Below are 19,521 nucleotides of genomic sequence, written 5' to 3' on the forward strand. Positions count from 1 at the left end.
AAATATTTGTAACTCAACTGAGTATGCTGGCGATAGCAATATCAGACATACTGCCTAGAGAACTATATGTTCTGCTCTAGGAAGGGTAATGGCATACCCATAACTTGCACTGCGACAAGCCAGAAATGGACTGGTCAGCCAATACACTTGGCAGGTAGCAAGAATCCCCTGACTTTAGGCATGGGGAGTGTCAAAGTAACAATCCCACTGCAGATTGCTTCTAAAGAAGCATTGCAGCCATCATTCGAGGATAATGATTTCAGCTGCCTAGAAGGAAAACGTATCTTGCTTGCGGAAGATAATGATCTGAATGCTGAAATCGCAATCGAATTATTGAAAGAAAAAGGTATGATCATTGATCGTACCAAAGATGGTATTGAATGTATTGATGCGTTAACAAAAAAGAAGCCGCATACATATGTATGTATCTTGATGGATATACAAATGCCTCACATGGATGGCTATGAAGCTGCAAAGAGCATTCGTTCATTAAAAGATCCATCTTTCAGCAGCATTCCAATCATTGCGATGACTGCCAATGCATTTAAAGAAGATCAGGATAAAGCGTATGCATCTGGCATGAATGACTATATTCCGAAACCAATTGATATTAAAAATGTATGTAAAACCATCAGCAAATATGTCCAGGAATGATATAATTCTTAATGATGAAGAGTAAATGGACATTATTGCAGGAAAAGCTTCTATATTTCTGTATTACGATAGCTATATTCATGAGTATCTATCTTTCAGGTTTCTTTTTCATGCAGTTTCTTGCGTTTGCAATGGAAGTTCATCCATACGTATCATTCACTTTCTATATCTTTTTATGGATCATTGATACTTTCATTACAAAGAAGCTGATGCTTTCTAAAGTTATGATCTATTGGATAATGAAGAAGTCTTGAATCATATACATAAATCGAGAAAGGAAACGTATGTTATGAAAAAATACACATTAGATGATTTTATCAATGAGGAATGTGCTACGGATTCTGAATTCAAACAAATTTGGGACGAAGATGAGCCTGAAAGAGAATTTGCTATATCTATGATTCATGCAAGAAAATCAAAAAATATGACACAGAAACAACTTTCGAAGATGACTGGTATCAGCCAAGGTAAACTCTCCAAAATTGAAAACGGGGAAGCAAATCCAACACTAAAAGTTATGTCAAAAATTGCCAATGCACTAGACATGAACATTAGTCTTGTTCCAAAACAAGTGCAGATGTTGCAGATTCGCTAGAAAAATTTGATGGAAACACCATGTGTTTATTCATGGTTAGTTCAGTGAACGCAATCTAAGAATATAGAAAACATAATGGTGCAAATAAGAAAGATGAACACTATCTAGCAGAATGATTACACTAAATCATGAAATATATGCAAAAATCTTGATTGCAATCTTTGTTAACTATGTTAAAATTGACATGCATTGAAGAAAAGTAGTATTTGAATCCCTGCATTCTAGAAAGCACTGTGGTTGATGAAAAACAGGCATGTATATTCAAAGAAGTCGTTTCTGAGCATTTCTAGATGAACTAAAGTAGTTTAGAACGTTTCTAGCACGTTACGCTATCAAGAAGCAAACAAAGGTGGTACCACGTTATTACACGTCCTATGTATTTTCAGGACGTTTTTTATTTATCTCAGGAGGTTATTTATGGAAAAGAATCTAGCACAGAAGTATGACCACAAAGCAGTAGAAGAAGGAAAATATGATGGTTGGGTAAGCAAAGGCTATTTCACGGCAGGTGATAAATCGAAAGACCCATATACAATTGTTATCCCGCCACCAAACGTCACAGGTATTCTTCATATCGGACACGCCTATGACAATACATTACAGGATATCATTGCACGCTATAAGCGTATGCAGGGCTTTGATATGTTGTATCTGCCAGGTATGGACCACGCTGGTATTGCAACACAGGCAAAGGTTGATGCGCGTTTAAAGTCTGAAGGTATTTCTCGCTATGACATTGGAAGAGAAAAATTCCTGGATCGTGCATGGGAGTGGAAGGAAGAATACGCAGCTACAATTCGTAAGCAGTGGGCGAAGCTAGGAAACTCCTTAGACTATACAAGAGAACGTTTCACAATGGATGATGGCTTAAATGAAGCAGTCAAGCATGTATTCGTTACTTTATACAATGAAGGTCTGATCTATCGTGGATGGAGAATCATCAACTGGGATCCAGAAGCACGTACAGCATTAAGTAATATTGAAGTATACTACCAGGATGATCCAGGCAAGATGTACTACATGAACTATGAAACAGTAGAAGATCATGAACATTTCATTGTCGCTACAACACGTCCTGAAACAATGTTTGGTGATGTTTGTGTTGTTGTGAACCCTAACGATGAAAAGACAAAGCATCTGATTGGCAAGCACTGCATCAATCCAGCAAACAATCAGGAACTTCCAATCATTGGAGATGACTATATTGAAATTGGTTTTGGTACAGGTATTATGAAATGTACACCTGCACATGACCCTAACGACTATGCAATTGCTGAAAGACATCATTTAGAAAAGCCTATCTGTATGAATCCAGATGGAACAATGAATGCAATCTGTGGTAAAGAATTTGAAGGCATGGATCGTTATGAATGCAGAGAAAAACTTGTAGAAAAGTTTAATGCGGAAGGTGTCATGGATCATATTGAAGACATCACACATAACGTTGCACACTCTGAAAGAACACATTGTGTTGTTGAACCATACCTGTCTCAGCAGTGGTTTGTTAAGATGAAGCCATTAGCAGAAGATGTATTAAAGAATCAGAATGATCCTGATCAGAAGATCAACTTCTATCCAGAAAGATTTGAAAAGACATTTACACAGTGGCTTGAAAATATTGAAGACTGGTGTATTTCTAGACAGTTATGGTGGGGTCATAGAATTCCAGCATGGTATAACGATGAAACAGGTGAAACATACGTAGGCATGGAAGCACCAGAAGGTGATGCGTGGAAGCAGGATGAAGATGTATTAGATACATGGTTCTCTAGTGCATTATGGCCATTCTCTACACTTGGCTGGCCTGAAGAAACTGAAGACTTCAAGCGTTACTATCCAACAAGTACACTTGTTACTGGATATGATATTATCTTCTTCTGGGTAGCGCGTATGGCATTTGATGCTAGACACTTTACAAACAACCGTCCATTCAAGGATGTACTCATTCATGGTTTGATTCGTGATGCACAGGGTAGAAAGATGTCCAAGTCATTAGGCAATGGTATTGATCCAATGAAGGTCATTGATGACTATGGCGTTGATGCATTACGTTTCTTCCTCACAACAAACTCTGCACCTGGTCAGGATATGCGTTATATTCCTGAAAAGGTTGAAGCAAGCTGGAACTTCATCAACAAGATCTGGAATGCTTCTAGATTCGTATTAATGAATCTTCCAGAAGGTATGAAAGAAAGTGATGTTGATTTGACTCACTTGACTGTTAGTGAGACTTGGATCTTGAACAAGTTGAATGCAACAATTGATACTGTTACAGCAAACATGGACAAGTATGAGTTTGGTATTGCGGGAAATGCACTATACAGCTTTATCTGGGATGATTTCTGCAGCTGGTATGTAGAAATGAGCAAGTCTGCATTGAATGGCGAAGATGAACTTGCCAAGAAGGGTGCACAGTCAACACTCTATGTTGTACTCAATGCAATCGTTAAGCTGTTATCTCCATTTGTGCCATTTGTATGTGAAGAAATCTATCAGACACTTCCACACACAAAGGAATCTATCTGTTTGGAAAGCTGGCCTGAAAAGATTACAGGTATTGATGCAAGTGGACTTAAGGATATGGATCGTTTGATTTCTGCAATTTCCAAGATTCGTGAAGTCAAGAATACAAATGATTTGAAACCATCTGCACCAATCCATGTTCTCATCAAGGATCTTGATGGCAATCCATTACAGCCAAAGGAAAACCTGTCTGCAATCATGCAGAAGATGGCAAAGGCTGAATGGTGTGCTGCATTAGATGGTGACTTAACAGTTGAAACAATCTATGAAGGTACATTGTATATTCCAAGTTCTGAACTTTCTGATCCTGAAGAAGAAAAGAAGAAGCTGAATGCTGAAAAGGAAAGACTAGAGAAGGAACTGGATCGTTCTCATAAGATGCTAAGCAACCAGTCTTTTATTGCCAAGGCACCTGAAGCAAAGGTTCAGGCAGAAAAAGACAAGCTTGCAGCATATGAAAAACAATATCAGGCAATTGTCGATCGTCTTGCGGTACTAAATCATTAATGACAATGGTATAATCTCTACTAGAAATAGTAGAGATTTTATTTTTTGAGAGGTAACCTTATGGCAGAAGAAAAAAAGAAACATACCGCGCTGAAAATCATTGGTGGTGTTACGGCAACTGCGGCGAGTGCCTATGCTGGATTTTCTTATGTAATCTTTCGACATGCATTTGATTTGAAGCGTTCTATGATCCATAAATCAACAAATTTGATTCATTGTGATACAGAAAAAGAAGAGTGGTTTATGCATAGTGAAAAGAAAGACTGCTTTATGAATTCTTATGATGGATTGAAGCTGCATGCATTAGCACTTGAAAATCATCCTGAAAGCAATACATGGATCATTCTGGTGCATGGAACAGCATCTTACTTCAAGAACATGATTGATTATATGTATGAAGCAGATCATAGAGGATATAACATTCTTGCAATTGATCAAAGAGGATGTGGTACAAGTGAAGGAAAGTATACATCTCTTGGATGGAATGAACATTATGATCTGATGAACTGGATCAATTATCTGATCAGCATGCATAAAGATGCTAAGATTGCATTGTTTGGCTTGAATACAGGTGGTGCAACGGTCATTAATGCAGTGGGAGATTATTTACCTAACCAGGTCAAGTGTGCTGTAGAAGATGGCGCCTACAGCAGTATTAAAGACATTATTAACTATACAACACGTCATTTAGCACATGTTGAAGCAAAACCATTCCTTCCAGCTGTTGATGTACTTGTAAAGCAGATCCTGCATTTCTCATTGCATGATGTATCCCAAAAGCAGCAGTTAAGAGAAGCTGAAGTACCAATGTTATTTATTCATGGCAGTACAGATACAACAGTACCTACAAGTATGGTATTTGATAACTACTATGCATGTGCTTCTGAAAAGGAATTATATCTTGTGGAAGGAAAGGGATATAACGAAACATATACTAGTCCTGAATACTTCAATCGTTTATTTTCCTACATTGATAAACATATTCATGAATAGACTTTAGACACTACAAAATCGAATGAATATAAACATTCAAACAACTTAAGCAATAAGAGGTACATATGATCATTCTATGTACTTCTTTTTTATTTCAGAATGAGAAGTAATTGTCTTTAAGCTCCTGACAGTCTATGCTACGCTTTTAGAATTCATCATAGACAAGATCAAGATTTTTCTTCATTTTACAAATACTCGGTGTATTTGACCTTAAACTTGCGTCGTATGCGACGTAAGTTTTAGATATAAATTCATATAAATATTGATGATTTTAAGATAGTTTTGTATACTTTACTTAAAAGTTGTTACAAAAGCGACGCAAGTATGAGGTGAAAAATGATTCAGAGAGATTCTTATTTGGAACGATTGATCCACAATATGTGGAATGGAGAGATAAAGGTTATTACTGGCATCCGTAGATGTGGAAAATCAGTTATACTGTTTGACCTGTTTTATGAGTATCTTCTCTCACAGGGTGTACCGGAAGATCACATTCTTAAATTTGAGTTAGATCAAAGGAGATATTATAAATATCGAAATCCGATTACTCTTTGCGAGTATGTAGAAGATGTCGTCTGTGATAAAAAAGAAAAATTCTATCTTTTCATTGATGAGGTACAATATACAACTAAAGTAGTTGATAAAGAAAATGGCGGAATTACAGTTACGATTTATGATATGTTGAATGAATTGAAAGCATACAGAAATCTTGATGTTTATGTAACTGGAAGTAATTCTAAAGGTTTGTCTAATGACATCGCTACGGAATTCAGGGGTCGAGCAACACAGATTCATATCTATCCTCTTTCATTTGAAGAATATTATTCGTATGCAGGAGGCGATGAAAGAAAAGCGCTAGATACCTATATGCTTTACGGTGGAATGCCGAGGTTGTTGGCTTTAGAAGATGAAAAAGATAAGAAGGATTATCTAACTTCTCTTTTTAAGGAAGTTTACATTAGAGATATTGTTGAACGCAATAAAATTGAGAGGGAAGATGTTCTTGGTGAAATATTGGATTTTTTAGCTTCACAGATCAGTTCGTTGACGAATCCTACGAATATATCGAATGCCTTGAGCAGTATGAAAAATGAAAAAATTAATTCTTCCTTGGTTGCAAGTTATGTGCAGTATACGATAGATTCTTTTTTGATCAGCATGGCAAAAAGATATGATGTTAAGGGGAAAACTTATTTTGAGTACCCAAATAAATATTATTATACAGATGTTGGGTTGCGTAATGCGCGCTTAAATTATCGTCAATATGATCCAGGACACATTATGGAGAACATCATATATAATGAACTTATACGCAGAGGTTATAGTGTAGATGTTGGTGTTGTATCAGATAGAAGTAAAGGAAAGAATATTCAGAAGGAAATAGATTTTGTGGTAAATGATGCAGATCGAAAAATCTATATTCAATCGGCATTTCGGGTGGACACAGAACAGAAAACATCTTCTGAATTGGCTTCTTTAATGCTTGCAAAGGATTTCTTCAAAAAAATAATTGTTCGCATGGATATACCACATAATTTTTACGATGAAAATGGTATTTTCCATTGCAATTTAATCGATATGCTTTTAGGGCGTGTAGAGTTGTTTTAGAAATGAAAATGGGAATCCTTGATCATTCAATGACCGAGGAGTTCACTGTAAAGAGCATCAGCAAACTGCGTGGAAGCAACAAAAGAGTGCAGAGATGCACTTTTTCTTATATTTGAATACAATCATGAAATTGCTTATATTTATACATTTTTTATCATTTCAAAATCAAGGAAATATTAAAATCAGTATGAATGTAATGTAAAAAAATCACATTTTTTTCACAAAATAATGGCTTTTTGGTAGCGCTTGCAATATAATAGGTAAAAGAATTAAGAGGAGGCTATAATGGCTAGCAAAAAGTATGTTTATAAGTTTGCTGAAGGTAATGCAAACATGCGTGAACTTTTAGGTGGTAAGGGCGCAAACCTTTCTGAAATGCGTTCTTTGAACTTGCCAGTTCCTGAAGGATTCACAATCACAACTGAGTCTTGTATCAAGTACTACACAGATGGGGAAACGATTTCTAGTGACGTACAGGAACAGATTGATGAACACGTTAAATGGTTACAGGAAGAAACAAACAAGAAGTTTGGTGATAATGAAAATCCATTACTTGTTTCTGTAAGATCTGGTGCACGTGCTTCTATGCCAGGTATGATGGATACAATCTTAAACCTTGGTATCAATGATGAAGTTGTCAAGGTAATTGAAAAGCAGAGTGGAAACAAGCGTTTCGCTTATGATTCCTACAGAAGATTCATTCAGATGTTCTCTGATGTTGTTATGGGACTTTCTAAGAGCAAGTTTGAAGAAATCATCGATGAAATGAAGGAAGCTAAGGGCGTTAAGCTGGATATTGACTTAGATGCTGATGATATGGAAGAACTTACAAAGAAGTTCAAGGCTTTCTATCAGGAAAAACTCAACGAAGAATTCCCTCAGGATCCTATCGTTCAGTTAGAGAGAGCTATCATGGCTGTATTCCGTTCCTGGAATAATGAAAGAGCTATCTATTATAGAAGAGTTAACGACATCCCTGATTCCTGGGGAACAGCTGTTAACGTAATGGAAATGGTATTTGGCAACATGGGTAACGATTGTGGTACAGGTGTTGCATTTACTAGAAACCCAGCAACTGGTGAAAACAAGCTATTCGGTGAATTCTTAATGAATGCACAGGGTGAAGACGTTGTTGCGGGTATCCGTACACCATCTCCAATTGCTGATCTTGAAAAGACAATGCCAGAAGCATACAACGAATTTGCAAGAGTCGCTGATATCCTTGAAAAGCATTATCATGATATGCAGGATATGGAATTTACAATTGAACATGGAAAACTATTCATGCTTCAGACACGTAATGGTAAAAGAACTGCAAACGCTGCATTAAAGGTAGCTGTTGATATGGTTGATGAAGGTCTTGTAACTGTTGATCAGGCATTACTCATGGTTGAACCTAAACAGTTAGATGACTTGCTCCACCCAACATTTGATCCAAGTGATCTGAAGGCTAAGGAAGGCGATGTGATTGCTACTGGTTTAGCTGCTGCTCCTGGTGCTGGTGCTGGTACAGTTGTATTTACTGCTGAAGATGCTGAAAAGGCTGCAGAAGCAGGCAAGAAGGTTGTTCTTGTTCGTCTTGAAACTTCTCCAGAAGATATCAAGGGTATGGCTGCTGCACAGGCTATCGTTACAGCTCGTGGCGGTATGACATCTCATGCTGCTGTTGTTGCTAGAGGTATGGGTGCCTGCTGCGTATCTGGATGTGGTAATCTGAAGGTTGATGAAGCTAACAAGTGCTTTACAGTTGATGGTGTAACATATACAGAAAATGATGTAATCTCTGTTGATGGTAATACAGGTAGAGTTTACAAGGGTGAAGTTAAGACAGTTCCAGCAACAATTTCTGGTAACTTTGCTAAGTTTATGAACTGGGCTGATGAAAAGAGAAGACTGCAGATCAGGACAAATGCTGATACACCTGCAGATGCTGCCAAGGCAGTTGAATTCGGTGCTGAAGGTATTGGTCTAGTTAGAACAGAACATATGTTCTTCAATACAGCTGATCGTATCAAGGCTATCCGTATGCTTTGTGTATCTAGAACGCCTGAACAGCGTGCTAAGGCACTAGCTGCGATGGAACCTTACCAGACTGAAGACTTTATTGGTATCTTTGAAGCTATGGGTGGCAGAAATGTTACTGTTCGTCTATTAGATCCACCTCTACATGAATTCTTGCCACATGGTGACAAGGAAGCACAGGACGTTGCTGAAGCATTAGGTATCTCTATTGCTGATATCGAAGCTGCTGCTGAAGAACTCAAGGAATTCAACCCAATGATGGGTCATAGAGGATGCCGTCTAGACGTTACATATCCTGAACTTGGTGCTATGCAGGCACGTGCTATTATCAACGCTGCATTAAAGGTAAATACAGAACATCCGGACTGGAACTTCGTTCCTGAAATCATGGTTCCACTTGTTGGTGAACCTAAGGAATTGGAATATGTTGCTAACGTTGTCAAGGCTGAAGCTGACAAGATCATTTCTGAAGCTAACAGCACAATGACATATAAAGTTGGTACAATGATTGAAATTCCACGTGCTGCGCTATTAGCTGGTGAAATTGCTGAAACAGCTGAATTCTTCTCATTCGGAACAAATGACTTGACACAGATGACATTTGGCTTCTCAAGAGATGATGCTGGCAAGTTCTTACCTGACTACTACAACAAGCACATCTATGAATCTGATCCATTCGCTCATGTTGATACAAAGGGTGTTGGTCAGTTGATCAAGATGGCTAGTGAAAGTGGCAGAGCTACAAGAAGTGATATCCACTTGGGTGTATGTGGTGAACATGGTGGTGACCCAGCTTCTATTGAATTCTTCAATGCTGTTGGATTGAACTATGTATCTTGTTCTCCATACCGTGTACCTATCGCTCGTTTAGCTGCTGCACAGGCTGAAATCCGCCGTACAGGTTCTAACAAGTAATTATCAAAACGAATAGGAGAGACTTTCGGGTCTCTTCTTTTGTTTTGGTAAAGTATAGAAAAAATGCAAGATAATAAACCTGAATATATTTTATTGAAAATTAACAATCATGATAAATACGAAACTGCTGATGATATAGAACTTGACGCTGTTTCTAGACAATTACTTGAACAGAATAATGAAGCGTACAGAAAGCATGCAAAATAAAAGGAATGATGAAAGCTCACTATGATGATTTATTATCTTGGTTGATTGAACATGTTGTATGGCGGTAGTTTTGAGACTATCGCCTTTTATTTTCCCAATCATTTTGTATTGTATGTCTATTAGAGATTTCCTTGTCTCTTCTTTTCTTTTTGTAATTGTTCTACAATAGAGTTAACAATATTTTAGGAGACACCTATGGAAAAATATATCATGGCAATTGATGAAGGTACGACTTCTACACGTGCAATTCTTTTTAATCACGCAGGAGAAATCGTATCTGTCGCACAAAAAGAATTTACACAGTATTTTGCACAGGAGGGATGGGTAGAACATGATGCAAATGAAATCTGGCTTGCATTACTTGCATGTATGAGTGAATGCATCATGAAGTCTCATATTGATCCATCTCAGGTAGCTGGCATTGGTATTACAAACCAGAGAGAAACAGCAGTCATCTGGAATAAAGATACAGGACTGCCAATATATAAGGCAATTGTATGGCAAAGCAGGCAGACAGTTGATATCTGTAATGATTTGATTGAAAAAGGGTATAATGAAACATTTCATAAGAAAACAGGTTTAAGAATTGATCCATACTTTTCTGCTACAAAATACCGCTGGATCTTAGATCATGTTGATGGCGCAAAGCAACTTGCCAGGCAAGGTAAACTGTTATGTGGAACAATGGATACATGGATCGTGTATTGTCTTTCTGGCGGGAAAGCACATGTTACGGACTATACAAATGCGAGTCGTACATTGTTGTATAACATTTATGATTTATGCTGGGATGAAGAATTATGTTCCATTATGGATATTCCAATGAACATGCTTCCAGAAGTCAAAGACTCTTCTTGTATCTATGCGCATACGGCACCATATCATTTCTTCAATCAGGAAGTTCCAATCTGTGCAATTGCCGGGGATCAGCAATCTGCATTGTTTGGTCAATCATGCTTTATGGAAGGAGAAGCAAAGAATACATATGGAACAGGTGGCTTCCTGTTAATGAATACAGGTACAACACCAAAGGAATCTAATGATGGTTTATTGACAACGATTGCATGGGGACTGAATGGAAAGATTTCTTATGCATTGGAAGGTTCTATCTTTGTATCTGGCAGTGCAATCCAATGGCTGCGTGATGAAATGGAATTCTTTGAAAAGAGCAGTGAATCAGAAAGCTATGCGAAGAAAGCAAACAAGGAGAGCGGTGTTATGGTAGTACCAGCATTTGTAGGTTTAGGTGCTCCATACTGGGATGATTCTTGCAGGGGTGCAATCTTTGGTATTACGCGTGGTACAACAAAGTATGACATTACAAAGGCAACACTGGATTCCTTAGCTTATCAGACACGTGATGTTCTGGATGCCATGGCAAAAACATGCCAGGTATCGATTCCTAGATTGCGTGTAGATGGTGGTGCTTGTGCAAATAATTATCTGATGCAGAAGCAGGCAGATATTATGCAATGCAGTATTATTCGACCATCTGTATTAGAATCTACTGCACTTGGTGCTGCTAGACTGGCAGCACTTGCAATCAACTACTGGACAATGGATGATATTCGCAAACAAGACAGTGAAGATACGATCTTTGAACCATCTATTTGTAAAGAGGAAGCAGATGCAATGTATGATCGCTGGCAGAAAGCAGTGAGTGCTGCTAGAATGTTTACGAAATAAAGTTTTATTGGTACATATACGTATTTTTTGTATAAAGGTAATACAGAATATTTAAAAGCGAGTAATGGTGGCAATGAACAATATCTTGAACTTGTCAAAGCGTATTGTGGAACACAACAAATTGCAAAGCTAAGAAAACTGTTGCATTTCACATTTGAAAAACATGAAAAGTATAATCTAAGTGATAAAAGATTAAAGATGCTTGCAAATATGATGCAAGAGCGGGCTATGGAATTGATACAAATTCTAGAAGCAGAGAAAAATTGATTCATTAAATACACTTGCGAAACACATAAAAACGATGTATATTAAAGGCGTAAACAAGGAGTGCGAAAGCACTCCTTATGTTGTGCTTGGGAGGCGTATGGATAGAATTGAACATTTAAAGGAATTGTTTCAGCCAGTATTTGAAAGAAACAGTGTCATTCTTTATGATCTTGTTTTTCGAACGTATGGAAGCGAAAGAACATTAGAAGTATCTATCATGAAAGAAGATGGAAGCATGGATCTGGATACCTGTGCCTTGGTTTCTGAACAGATTTCAGAAATCTTAGACAAAGAAGATCCAATCAAGGAAGAGTACACATTAGAAGTTTGTTCACCTGGAGCAGAAAGAGAAATCAAGAATCTTGATGAAATCAAACAAGGTATGTATGTGTATGTTCGTTTGAAACATCCATTTAAAAAGATGCTTGAATTCACTGGTGAGATCTTAGATGTAAATGAAAATATTGTTCATCTATCATACCGTGATAAAGCTGCTGTTAGAAAAGCAGAATTTACGAAGGAAGACATTGACTTCATTCGTTTGGCTGTAAAATTTTAAGGAGAGAAACATGGAATACAAAAAAATGCTAAGAGCTTTGAGTGATGTTGAAGAACAAAGAAATATCTCTGAAGCTGTAATCCTGGAAGCTTTGAATGAAGCTGTTGCAAAAGCATACAAAAAAGATGCTGAACTTCAGGATATTGATGTTGTTGCTGAACTCAATGAAAAGAAAAAGAAGTTTGATCTTTATCAGAACTACTTAGTACTTGAAAGTGATGATGATGTTCAGGATGATGAATTGGAAATTGGTTTAGAAGAAGCTAGAGCAATTGATCCAAATGCTGAAGTTGGCGGTAAGATCAGAAGACCAATTGAAGAAGTTGAATTGTCTAGAGCTGCAGTTTCTATTGCGAAGAATGTCATTCGTCAGAAGATCAGAGAAGCTGAAAAGAGTGCTGTCTATGATGAATACAAAGACAAGATCGATGAAATGTTTATCGGTGTTGTTGAATCTGTGAAAGATAAGTTTGCATTGATCAATCTTGGCAAGTCTGTTGCCTTGATGCCTCATTCTGCACAGATTCCTGGTGAAGTATTAAGAGAAGGTGACAAGACAAGAGTTGTTATTACAGCTGTCAATAAAGATACAAAGGGTTCTCAGGTTCTTGTATCTAGAGCGGATGCAATGCTTGTAAAGAGACTGTTTGAAAAGGAAGTTCCTGAAATCTATAACGGTATCGTTGAAATCAAGGCAATTGCTAGAGATGCTGGTGATAGAACGAAGATGGCTGTACTGTCTCATAATCCAGACATTGATCCAATTGGTGCATGTATTGGACCTAGAGGCAACCGTGTACAGAACATCATTGATGAATTGAATGGTGAAAAGATTGATATCTTTGAATACTCTAATGATGTCAGTGTTCTTGTAAAGAATGCTTTAGCACCTGCAGTTGTGACTGCAGTATTGCCTGGCAGAGATGATAACAGCCTGCTTGTTATCGTTGATGCTGCGCAGCTTTCTCTTGCAATTGGCAAGCGTGGTAAGAATGCTAGACTTGCGGTGAAGCTGACAAATCACAAGATCGATATCAAGACACGTGAAGAAATTGAAGAAGCAGGTATGGATTATGAAGCTTTACTTGCACAGGCTGAAGTATTGAAGCAGAAGGCTGCTGAAAAGACAGAAAAAGAAAATGAAATGAAACGTGCTGAAGCCATCAAGGAACAGGAAGAAAAGAAGGCTGCAGCTGCTGAAAAGATTGCCGCCCTTAAAGAAAATGCCGGCAGTGAAGATGATGACTTCATCCCTGAAGAAATGATGGAAACATTAAGTGAAAATGTGCTTGATGAAATGGATGAAGAAGATACTAAGGAAGAAGAAACAGCAGCAAATGAAGAAACACCTGCTGAAGTAGAAGAAGACAACGAAGTTGAAGAAGAAGTAGAAAGCGAAGAAACACTTGTGGAAGAAAAGAAGAGTAACAAACACGCTGACCTCGAAGAAATGGCAGCAAACAATACATACGTATCCAAGTTTGAAAAGTTAGCAGATACAAGCAAGAAGGCTGAAGCTAAGGGTAAGAAGAAGTTCAAGAAGAAGAGTGATGAAGATAACTACAAGCTCTCTAACAAGGAACTGCAGCAGCAGCTCAAGGATAAGCTTGCAGCACGTGCAACTGCTTCTCAAATCTATTCTGAAGAAGAACTTGCTGAAATCGAAGCACAGCAGGAAGCGGAAGAAGAAAAAGAATACGACATCGATTACGATGAATACGAAGATTACTACGACGAGGATGAATAATCATGCCTAGAAAGATTCCGATGAGACGCTGTGTCGCTACAGGCGAGCAGTGTGCTAAAAAAGATCTTCTTCGCATCGTTCGTACACCAGAGGGAAATCTTGCAGTAGATCCTACAGGAAAGGCCAATGGCCATGGCGCATATCTCAAGAAAAGTCTGGATGCTGTAGAAGCTGCAAAGAAAAACGGTGCTTTAAAAAGAGCACTGAAAATGGATATTCCTGATTCATTCTATGAAGAAATCAAAAAAGCAATCTAAATGAATGCAAATACGAAAAGAGGCGATGTAAGAATATGATTGTTTCGCATCATGAATAGTGATGCATTAAGAAAGGGAGGTTATCTATGCCAAAGAATACAAAGAGTAATGGTTCTAAAAACAAAAAGAACAATAACAAAACTCGCAATAACAATAATAAAAACTTCGACAGCAAGCCTAAGAAGGTTGTTGAAGAAGTTCACGCAATTACATATACAGATGGAATCACAGTTGGTGAATTAGCTGAAAAGATTGCTCATCCTTCTACGGATATTATCAAAACATTATTCATGGAAGGAAAAGCAGTTACAATCAATACACCACTGGATGATGAAACTGTTGAACTTGTATGTATCTCTTATGATATTGAACCAACAAAGGTAAAAGAAAGAGAAGAAGATACATTGGAAGTGGAAGAAGTTACTGATCCAGATCTTCTTGAAGAACGTCCACCTGTTGTTACAATCATGGGACATGTTGACCATGGTAAAACAACACTTCTGGATACAATCCGTAAGTCTAAGGTAGCAGCTGGTGAAGCTGGTGGTATTACGCAGGCAATTGGTGCCTACCAGGTTTCTATTGATGGTAGAAAGATTACATTCCTGGATACACCTGGTCACGAAGCATTTACTGCGATGAGAGCACGTGGTGCATCCATTACAGATATCGCTGTTATCGTTGTTGCTGCAGATGATGGTGTTATGCCACAGACTCGTGAAGCAGTTGACCATGCAAAGGCTGCTGGTGTTCCTATCATTGTTGCGGTCAACAAGATGGATAAGCCAGATGCAAATCCTGATCACGTCATGGGTGAAATGAGTGATCTAGGCGTCATGCCTGAAGAATGGGGTGGAGATACAGTCTTTGTTCCTACAAGTGCGAAAAAGGGTGATGGTATTGATGACCTTTTGGAAACAATTCTTACAGTTGCAGATATCAAGGAATTGAAAGCTGCACCAAATACAGTTGCTACAGGTTCTGTCATTGAAGCAAAGCTTGATAAGGGCAGAGGACCAGTAGCAACATTGCTTGTTCAGAATGGTACACTTCACCAGGGTGATCCAGTTGTTGTTGGTACATCCTTTGGCAAGGTGAGAAGAATGACAGATGAAAATGGGCGTACATTGAAGTCTGCTGGTCCTTCTACACCTGTTGAAATCATTGGTTTGAATGATGTGCCTGAAGCTGGTGACTTGTTTAGAAACTTTGACGATGAAAAGGAAGCAAGAGCTTTAGCAGATCGTCGTAAGAGAAGAAAGCAGGAAGCTGAAAGAAGAAAGACAAGTGCTATGTCACTGGAAGACTTGTCTGCACAGATTGAAGCAGGTAACATCAAGGAAGTACCTATTATCATCAAGGCTGACGTACAAGGTTCTGCAGAAGCTGTGAAGTCCAGTATGGAAAAACTTGAAGTTGGTGATGTTAAGATCAATGTGATTCATGCAACTGCTGGTGCTATTACAGAAAGTGATATTATGCTTGCGGATGCTTCTAAGGCTATGATCATTGGCTTTAATGTTAGACCGGATGCAAATATTCGTAAGAAGGCTGAAGAAGCTGGTGTAGAAATTCGTTTACACAACATCATCTATAATGCTACTGAAGAAATGGAACTTGCCATGAAGGGGATGCTTGAACCAGTATATGAAGACGTTACTATTGGTGAAGCTGAAGTGAGAGAAACATACAAAGTTTCTAGAGTTGGTACAATTGCTGGATGTATGGTGACAGATGGCAAGGCAAAAGCGAACTGTGGTGTGCGTTTGATTCGTGAAGGTATCATTGTGTATGATGGTAAGCTTGGCTCTTTACAGAGATTCAAGGATCAGGCTAAGGAAGTGCTTTCTGGTTATGAATGTGGTCTAACAATTGCAAACTACAATGATATTAAGGTTGGAGATACTTTGGAATTCTATGAGGCACAGGAAGTTCCTGTTGATTAATTATGGCAAAGAACTTTAAGCAGAAAAGATTAGAAGGTATTATTCGTAAGAATATTTCTGAAATCGTGCAGTTTGGTGTGAAGGATCCTAACGTTGGATTTGTGACGATTACTGATGTTCAGGTTTCTAATGATCACTCTTATGCAAAGGTGTTCTGTGAATTCTTAGGACAGGATGCGAGGGCACAGGCTGGCTTAAAAGCTTTGAATAGAGCTAAGGGATATATTCGTACAGAATTATCTCAGAGATTGAGTATTCGAAGATGTCCGGAATTAATCTTCGTGATTGATGAAACGGAAAGAAAAGCTCGTCATATCGATGATATTATTGCGTCTTTTCACAAAGATGATGAAGAATAAGTGAATGAGAGACTCTGGGGTTCCAGAGTCTTTTTCTTGTATGAATTGATTAAAATGTAAGCGAATACTTACAACAAGTGCTTAACAAAATCTGAATTTAATGTAGTATCTATTGATTTTACGAATGCATTGAATCTAACACACATTAACACTCAGGCAGCCATGAACTGTACATCTTTAACAGGTTTATTAGACTTATCACATTCAAAAGTAACATACATTGGCAAAAGTACATTCAATGGCTGTACGAATCTTACGGGTGTGTTTTTTCCATCATCATTAAAATACACTGGAGATCAAGAGGGTGGCAGTGTATTTAAAGACTGTACAGATTTACAGTCTGTACGTGTTACTTCAAAAAATTATGACGCAGCATTTGAACTTCCAGATACGCTAGAATCCATTGGCTATCAGGCATTCTATAACTGTAAATCACTTCCAGCAGATACTGTGATTACAATTCCATCCACTGTAATGTTTATTGGTAATGAAGCATTCCATAAAACAAGTGGAATAACAATGATTCATGTATTACAAGAAGATGAAAAAAGCTATGGTAAAGAAGCATTCAAAGCAAGTGAATATGGCTTGCATAAGCGCATTACAGTATTTCAGAACTATGAGACAAAGCATACATATCAAAGCAGTGAAAACAATTCATACAAGAATGCATTATCCATTGTATATACACTGCATTATGCAGATATGAAATCTGAAAAGAAGCTATGGGGACAATCAGTCAATGTCTCATGTTATGACAATGGCAGCTGGTTCATTGATCCAGACTACACACTGTCAGATACAGGTACAGATGCGCCTGCTGGCTATCAGGCAGGATGGGTTTATAACGATAAGGTATTAGAAAAAACAACAGTTCTGAAGCCAGCTGCAGATGAACTTAGACAGGATTTTTCTTATGCAATTGATGAACCAGTCATTCAATTTCTCGTTGATGACAAAGTCATTGAAACAACAGATACATATCCAAATATCAATGTTTCCAATAACAAGCCACATACGATCGGTGTCAGTGTTTCTCATCTACTTGAAACAAATGAAGATGCACCTATCAAAGTGAAATTTGAATATGCAGGGACGGATGTATGGTAACTTGGAAGCCAAGGACCATGCATGAAAGAAGAAGGGTTTGGCAGATACAATCTATATGACAATCCATCTGTCACAAATATAATTGTCGTTGATGGTCCACAACATGAAAGAACAACTACATCCAGCTATTCCAAAGAAGACTATGAAGATGGCTATTATTTTTTAGAAATCTATGGATACTATGTAGAAAAGAGTGGAGGCATGTGGAAGCTGTTCTTTAAGTCTGCAAGTAACGCAATCGCTGTCAATGATTCTGAACGTACAACAGATACAGCGTATTGCTTTGATGTCATTACTTCTGATCCATCGTACAATTCACTGGAAATACAGCAATATATGGCTATACACATGCACAGATCAAGGCAGATGTAGAAGCTATTGAAACACAGACAAATACATACCAGTGGTATCGTGCAACAAAAGAGAATCCTTCTTCAAAGGGAAAAAGATTGAAGGTGCAGCATCTACAATATTGCCAATAGAAGATGGATATGATGCTGGAAGGTATTACTACTATTTAGGAGTTACAAGCAGGGAAGCATCAAATAATGATGTGATCCAGACAAATCATCCAGTCACATTCACAGTTGAAAAAGCAACCTTCACAATTACACCAGAAGACAAAGAGCGTACAAAAATCTATGATGGTAAACCATTCACACAACAAGCCATTCCATCTGTAAAAGAAGGTTCAATAGTACTCTATTCCTTAGATTGTAGAACATGGAAGCAAGATCAGCCATACATTACAGATGCAGGTGTATTAAATGTTAAAGCAAAGGTAGAACATCCTAACCACGAAACAGTAACAATAGACTACACATTAGAAATCATTCCAAGAAAGGTAACATTAACAAGTGCAACCGCAAAGAAACAATACGATGGCAAGCCATTAACAAATAAGACTGTCGTAGTCTCAGGTGAAGGCTTTGTTAGTAAAGAAGGTACAACATATAAAGTTACAGGAACAATTACAGATGTTGGCTCTATCAAAAATACATTCACATATACACTCTATAAAGGCACAAAGAAAGAGAACTATCAAATTACAAATGTATAAGGCACACTCACAATCACAAAGGGAAACAAAGCAGCTGATACATCAGATCAAAGCAATACACTACTCTATGGCGGTATATTGTTGGCTGCAGATATGGCTTAGCAAGTGTAATTCTGCTTAGAAAAAAATCTAAATTAGTATCTTGTACAAATAATAAAACAGAATAAAAACTGAAACAAAAGCTCTTTTGAACAAAACAGTTCGAAAGGGCTTTTGATAACTAAATAGAAAAAAATTTTAAAAATCAATAGCTAAAACATATGTTTTTCTATATCTTCTTTTGATTGCTTTAGACATTTAAACAGACTTTATAATACGAAAATGCATACATGAATATTCAATAAATAAAGTAATATTTAAAACTGCGGTTATATAATAGTTTTCTTTCAATTATAAAACATAACTGACCACCTGATTCAAAAAAGTTCAGAAATCTCTTTAGTGTCCGCTTTTTAGTACAATAAAATCATATTGCTGGATATACACTTTAACTGCGAGGTAAAAGT

General features: G+C 37.6%; 18 protein-coding genes and 1 other annotated feature. All 18 genes read left to right on the plus strand.

Annotated features, from left to right (window positions below):
* Positions 1 to 180 precede the first annotated feature (180 nt).
* The 18 genes from ACTND6_RS08295 (at position 181) to ACTND6_RS08380 (ending at position 19,015) form a co-directional block, all read left to right on the plus strand.
* Positions 181 to 654, plus strand: coding sequence for a response regulator (locus ACTND6_RS08295; RefSeq protein ID WP_441023586.1), 474 nt, complete (start codon positions 181 to 183; stop codon positions 652 to 654).
* A gap of 11 nt (positions 655 to 665) precedes the next feature.
* Positions 666 to 908 carry a hypothetical protein gene (locus ACTND6_RS08300; protein WP_441045091.1) on the plus strand — a complete coding sequence of 81 codons (243 nt, stop codon included), beginning with the start codon at positions 666 to 668 and terminating at the stop codon, positions 906 to 908.
* Between the two features lie 35 nt (positions 909 to 943).
* Positions 944 to 1,249, plus strand: a complete 306-nt coding sequence (locus tag ACTND6_RS08305) for a helix-turn-helix domain-containing protein (RefSeq protein ID WP_441023581.1) — start codon at positions 944 to 946, stop codon at positions 1,247 to 1,249.
* 180 nt (positions 1,250 to 1,429) lie between these two features.
* Positions 1,430 to 1,627, plus strand: a binding site (T-box leader).
* A gap of 39 nt (positions 1,628 to 1,666) precedes the next feature.
* A complete protein-coding gene (locus ACTND6_RS08310) occupies positions 1,667 to 4,279 on the plus strand; it encodes a valine--tRNA ligase (RefSeq protein WP_441023578.1) in 2,613 nt (870 codons plus the stop codon).
* Positions 4,280 to 4,339: 60 nt separating this feature from the next.
* Entirely contained in the window at positions 4,340 to 5,272 is a 933-nt protein-coding gene (locus ACTND6_RS08315) for an alpha/beta hydrolase (RefSeq protein WP_441023576.1), read from the plus strand.
* 336 nt (positions 5,273 to 5,608) lie between these two features.
* Positions 5,609 to 6,880: an ATP-binding protein gene (locus ACTND6_RS08320; protein ID WP_441023574.1), complete on the plus strand. Its 1,272-nt coding sequence runs from the start codon at positions 5,609 to 5,611 to the stop codon at positions 6,878 to 6,880.
* Positions 6,881 to 7,165: 285 nt separating this feature from the next.
* A complete protein-coding gene (gene ppdK / locus ACTND6_RS08325; protein ID WP_441023573.1) occupies positions 7,166 to 9,817 on the plus strand; it encodes a pyruvate, phosphate dikinase in 2,652 nt (883 codons plus the stop codon).
* 63 nt (positions 9,818 to 9,880) lie between these two features.
* Positions 9,881 to 10,024 carry a hypothetical protein gene (locus ACTND6_RS08330; protein WP_441023571.1) on the plus strand — a complete coding sequence of 48 codons (144 nt, stop codon included), beginning with the start codon at positions 9,881 to 9,883 and terminating at the stop codon, positions 10,022 to 10,024.
* A 195-nt stretch (positions 10,025 to 10,219) separates the two neighbouring features.
* Positions 10,220 to 11,710 carry a glycerol kinase GlpK gene (glpK, locus tag ACTND6_RS08335; protein WP_441023569.1) on the plus strand — a complete coding sequence of 497 codons (1,491 nt, stop codon included), beginning with the start codon at positions 10,220 to 10,222 and terminating at the stop codon, positions 11,708 to 11,710.
* A gap of 27 nt (positions 11,711 to 11,737) precedes the next feature.
* On the plus strand, positions 11,738 to 11,977 hold the full coding sequence (locus ACTND6_RS08340; protein ID WP_441023567.1) for a hypothetical protein: 240 nt from the start codon (positions 11,738 to 11,740) through the stop codon (positions 11,975 to 11,977).
* A 97-nt stretch (positions 11,978 to 12,074) separates the two neighbouring features.
* Positions 12,075 to 12,536, plus strand: a complete 462-nt coding sequence (gene rimP / locus ACTND6_RS08345) for a ribosome maturation factor RimP (RefSeq protein WP_441023565.1) — start codon at positions 12,075 to 12,077, stop codon at positions 12,534 to 12,536.
* Between the two features lie 10 nt (positions 12,537 to 12,546).
* Entirely contained in the window at positions 12,547 to 14,283 is a 1,737-nt protein-coding gene (gene nusA / locus ACTND6_RS08350; RefSeq protein ID WP_441023563.1) for a transcription termination factor NusA, read from the plus strand.
* Positions 14,284 to 14,285: 2 nt separating this feature from the next.
* The gene (gene rnpM / locus ACTND6_RS08355) at positions 14,286 to 14,540 is read left to right on the plus strand and encodes an RNase P modulator RnpM (protein ID WP_441023560.1); all 255 of its coding nucleotides are present in this window, start codon (positions 14,286 to 14,288) and stop codon (positions 14,538 to 14,540) included.
* An 86-nt stretch (positions 14,541 to 14,626) separates the two neighbouring features.
* Complete coding sequence (gene infB, locus ACTND6_RS08360) at positions 14,627 to 16,486, plus strand: translation initiation factor IF-2 (protein WP_441023558.1); 1,860 nt, start codon at positions 14,627 to 14,629, stop codon at positions 16,484 to 16,486.
* Positions 16,487 to 16,488: 2 nt separating this feature from the next.
* Positions 16,489 to 16,845: a 30S ribosome-binding factor RbfA gene (rbfA, locus tag ACTND6_RS08365; RefSeq protein WP_441023556.1), complete on the plus strand. Its 357-nt coding sequence runs from the start codon at positions 16,489 to 16,491 to the stop codon at positions 16,843 to 16,845.
* Between the two features lie 111 nt (positions 16,846 to 16,956).
* Complete coding sequence (locus tag ACTND6_RS08370; RefSeq protein WP_441023590.1) at positions 16,957 to 17,955, plus strand: leucine-rich repeat domain-containing protein; 999 nt, start codon at positions 16,957 to 16,959, stop codon at positions 17,953 to 17,955.
* A gap of 21 nt (positions 17,956 to 17,976) precedes the next feature.
* Positions 17,977 to 18,327: a hypothetical protein gene (locus ACTND6_RS08375; protein ID WP_441023554.1), complete on the plus strand. Its 351-nt coding sequence runs from the start codon at positions 17,977 to 17,979 to the stop codon at positions 18,325 to 18,327.
* 31 nt (positions 18,328 to 18,358) lie between these two features.
* Entirely contained in the window at positions 18,359 to 19,015 is a 657-nt protein-coding gene (locus tag ACTND6_RS08380) for a hypothetical protein (RefSeq protein WP_441023552.1), read from the plus strand.
* Positions 19,016 to 19,521 lie beyond the last annotated feature (506 nt).

The sequence above is a fragment of the Bulleidia sp. HCP3S3_C9 genome, from assembly GCF_052064035.1.
Taxonomy (GTDB): Bacteria; Bacillota_I; Bacilli_A; order Erysipelotrichales; family Erysipelotrichaceae; genus Bulleidia.

Excerpts from the sequence above, each read along its gene's own strand:
- ACTND6_RS08295 (WP_441023586.1), top strand. The coding sequence starts at position 181 with ATGGGGAGTGTCAAAGTAACAATCCCACTGCAGATTGCTTCTAAAGAA.
- ACTND6_RS08300 (WP_441045091.1), top strand. The coding sequence starts at position 666 with ATGATGAAGAGTAAATGGACATTATTGCAGGAAAAGCTTCTATATTTC.
- ACTND6_RS08305 (WP_441023581.1), top strand. The coding sequence starts at position 944 with ATGAAAAAATACACATTAGATGATTTTATCAATGAGGAATGTGCTACG.
- ACTND6_RS08310 (WP_441023578.1), top strand. The coding sequence starts at position 1,667 with ATGGAAAAGAATCTAGCACAGAAGTATGACCACAAAGCAGTAGAAGAA.
- ACTND6_RS08315 (WP_441023576.1), top strand. The coding sequence starts at position 4,340 with ATGGCAGAAGAAAAAAAGAAACATACCGCGCTGAAAATCATTGGTGGT.
- ACTND6_RS08320 (WP_441023574.1), top strand. The coding sequence starts at position 5,609 with ATGATTCAGAGAGATTCTTATTTGGAACGATTGATCCACAATATGTGG.
- ppdK (WP_441023573.1), top strand. The coding sequence starts at position 7,166 with ATGGCTAGCAAAAAGTATGTTTATAAGTTTGCTGAAGGTAATGCAAAC.
- ACTND6_RS08330 (WP_441023571.1), top strand. The coding sequence starts at position 9,881 with ATGCAAGATAATAAACCTGAATATATTTTATTGAAAATTAACAATCAT.
- glpK (WP_441023569.1), top strand. The coding sequence starts at position 10,220 with ATGGAAAAATATATCATGGCAATTGATGAAGGTACGACTTCTACACGT.
- rimP (WP_441023565.1), top strand. The coding sequence starts at position 12,075 with ATGGATAGAATTGAACATTTAAAGGAATTGTTTCAGCCAGTATTTGAA.
- nusA (WP_441023563.1), top strand. The coding sequence starts at position 12,547 with ATGGAATACAAAAAAATGCTAAGAGCTTTGAGTGATGTTGAAGAACAA.
- rnpM (WP_441023560.1), top strand. The coding sequence starts at position 14,286 with ATGCCTAGAAAGATTCCGATGAGACGCTGTGTCGCTACAGGCGAGCAG.
- infB (WP_441023558.1), top strand. The coding sequence starts at position 14,627 with ATGCCAAAGAATACAAAGAGTAATGGTTCTAAAAACAAAAAGAACAAT.
- rbfA (WP_441023556.1), top strand. The coding sequence starts at position 16,489 with ATGGCAAAGAACTTTAAGCAGAAAAGATTAGAAGGTATTATTCGTAAG.
- ACTND6_RS08375 (WP_441023554.1), top strand. The coding sequence starts at position 17,977 with ATGAAAGAAGAAGGGTTTGGCAGATACAATCTATATGACAATCCATCT.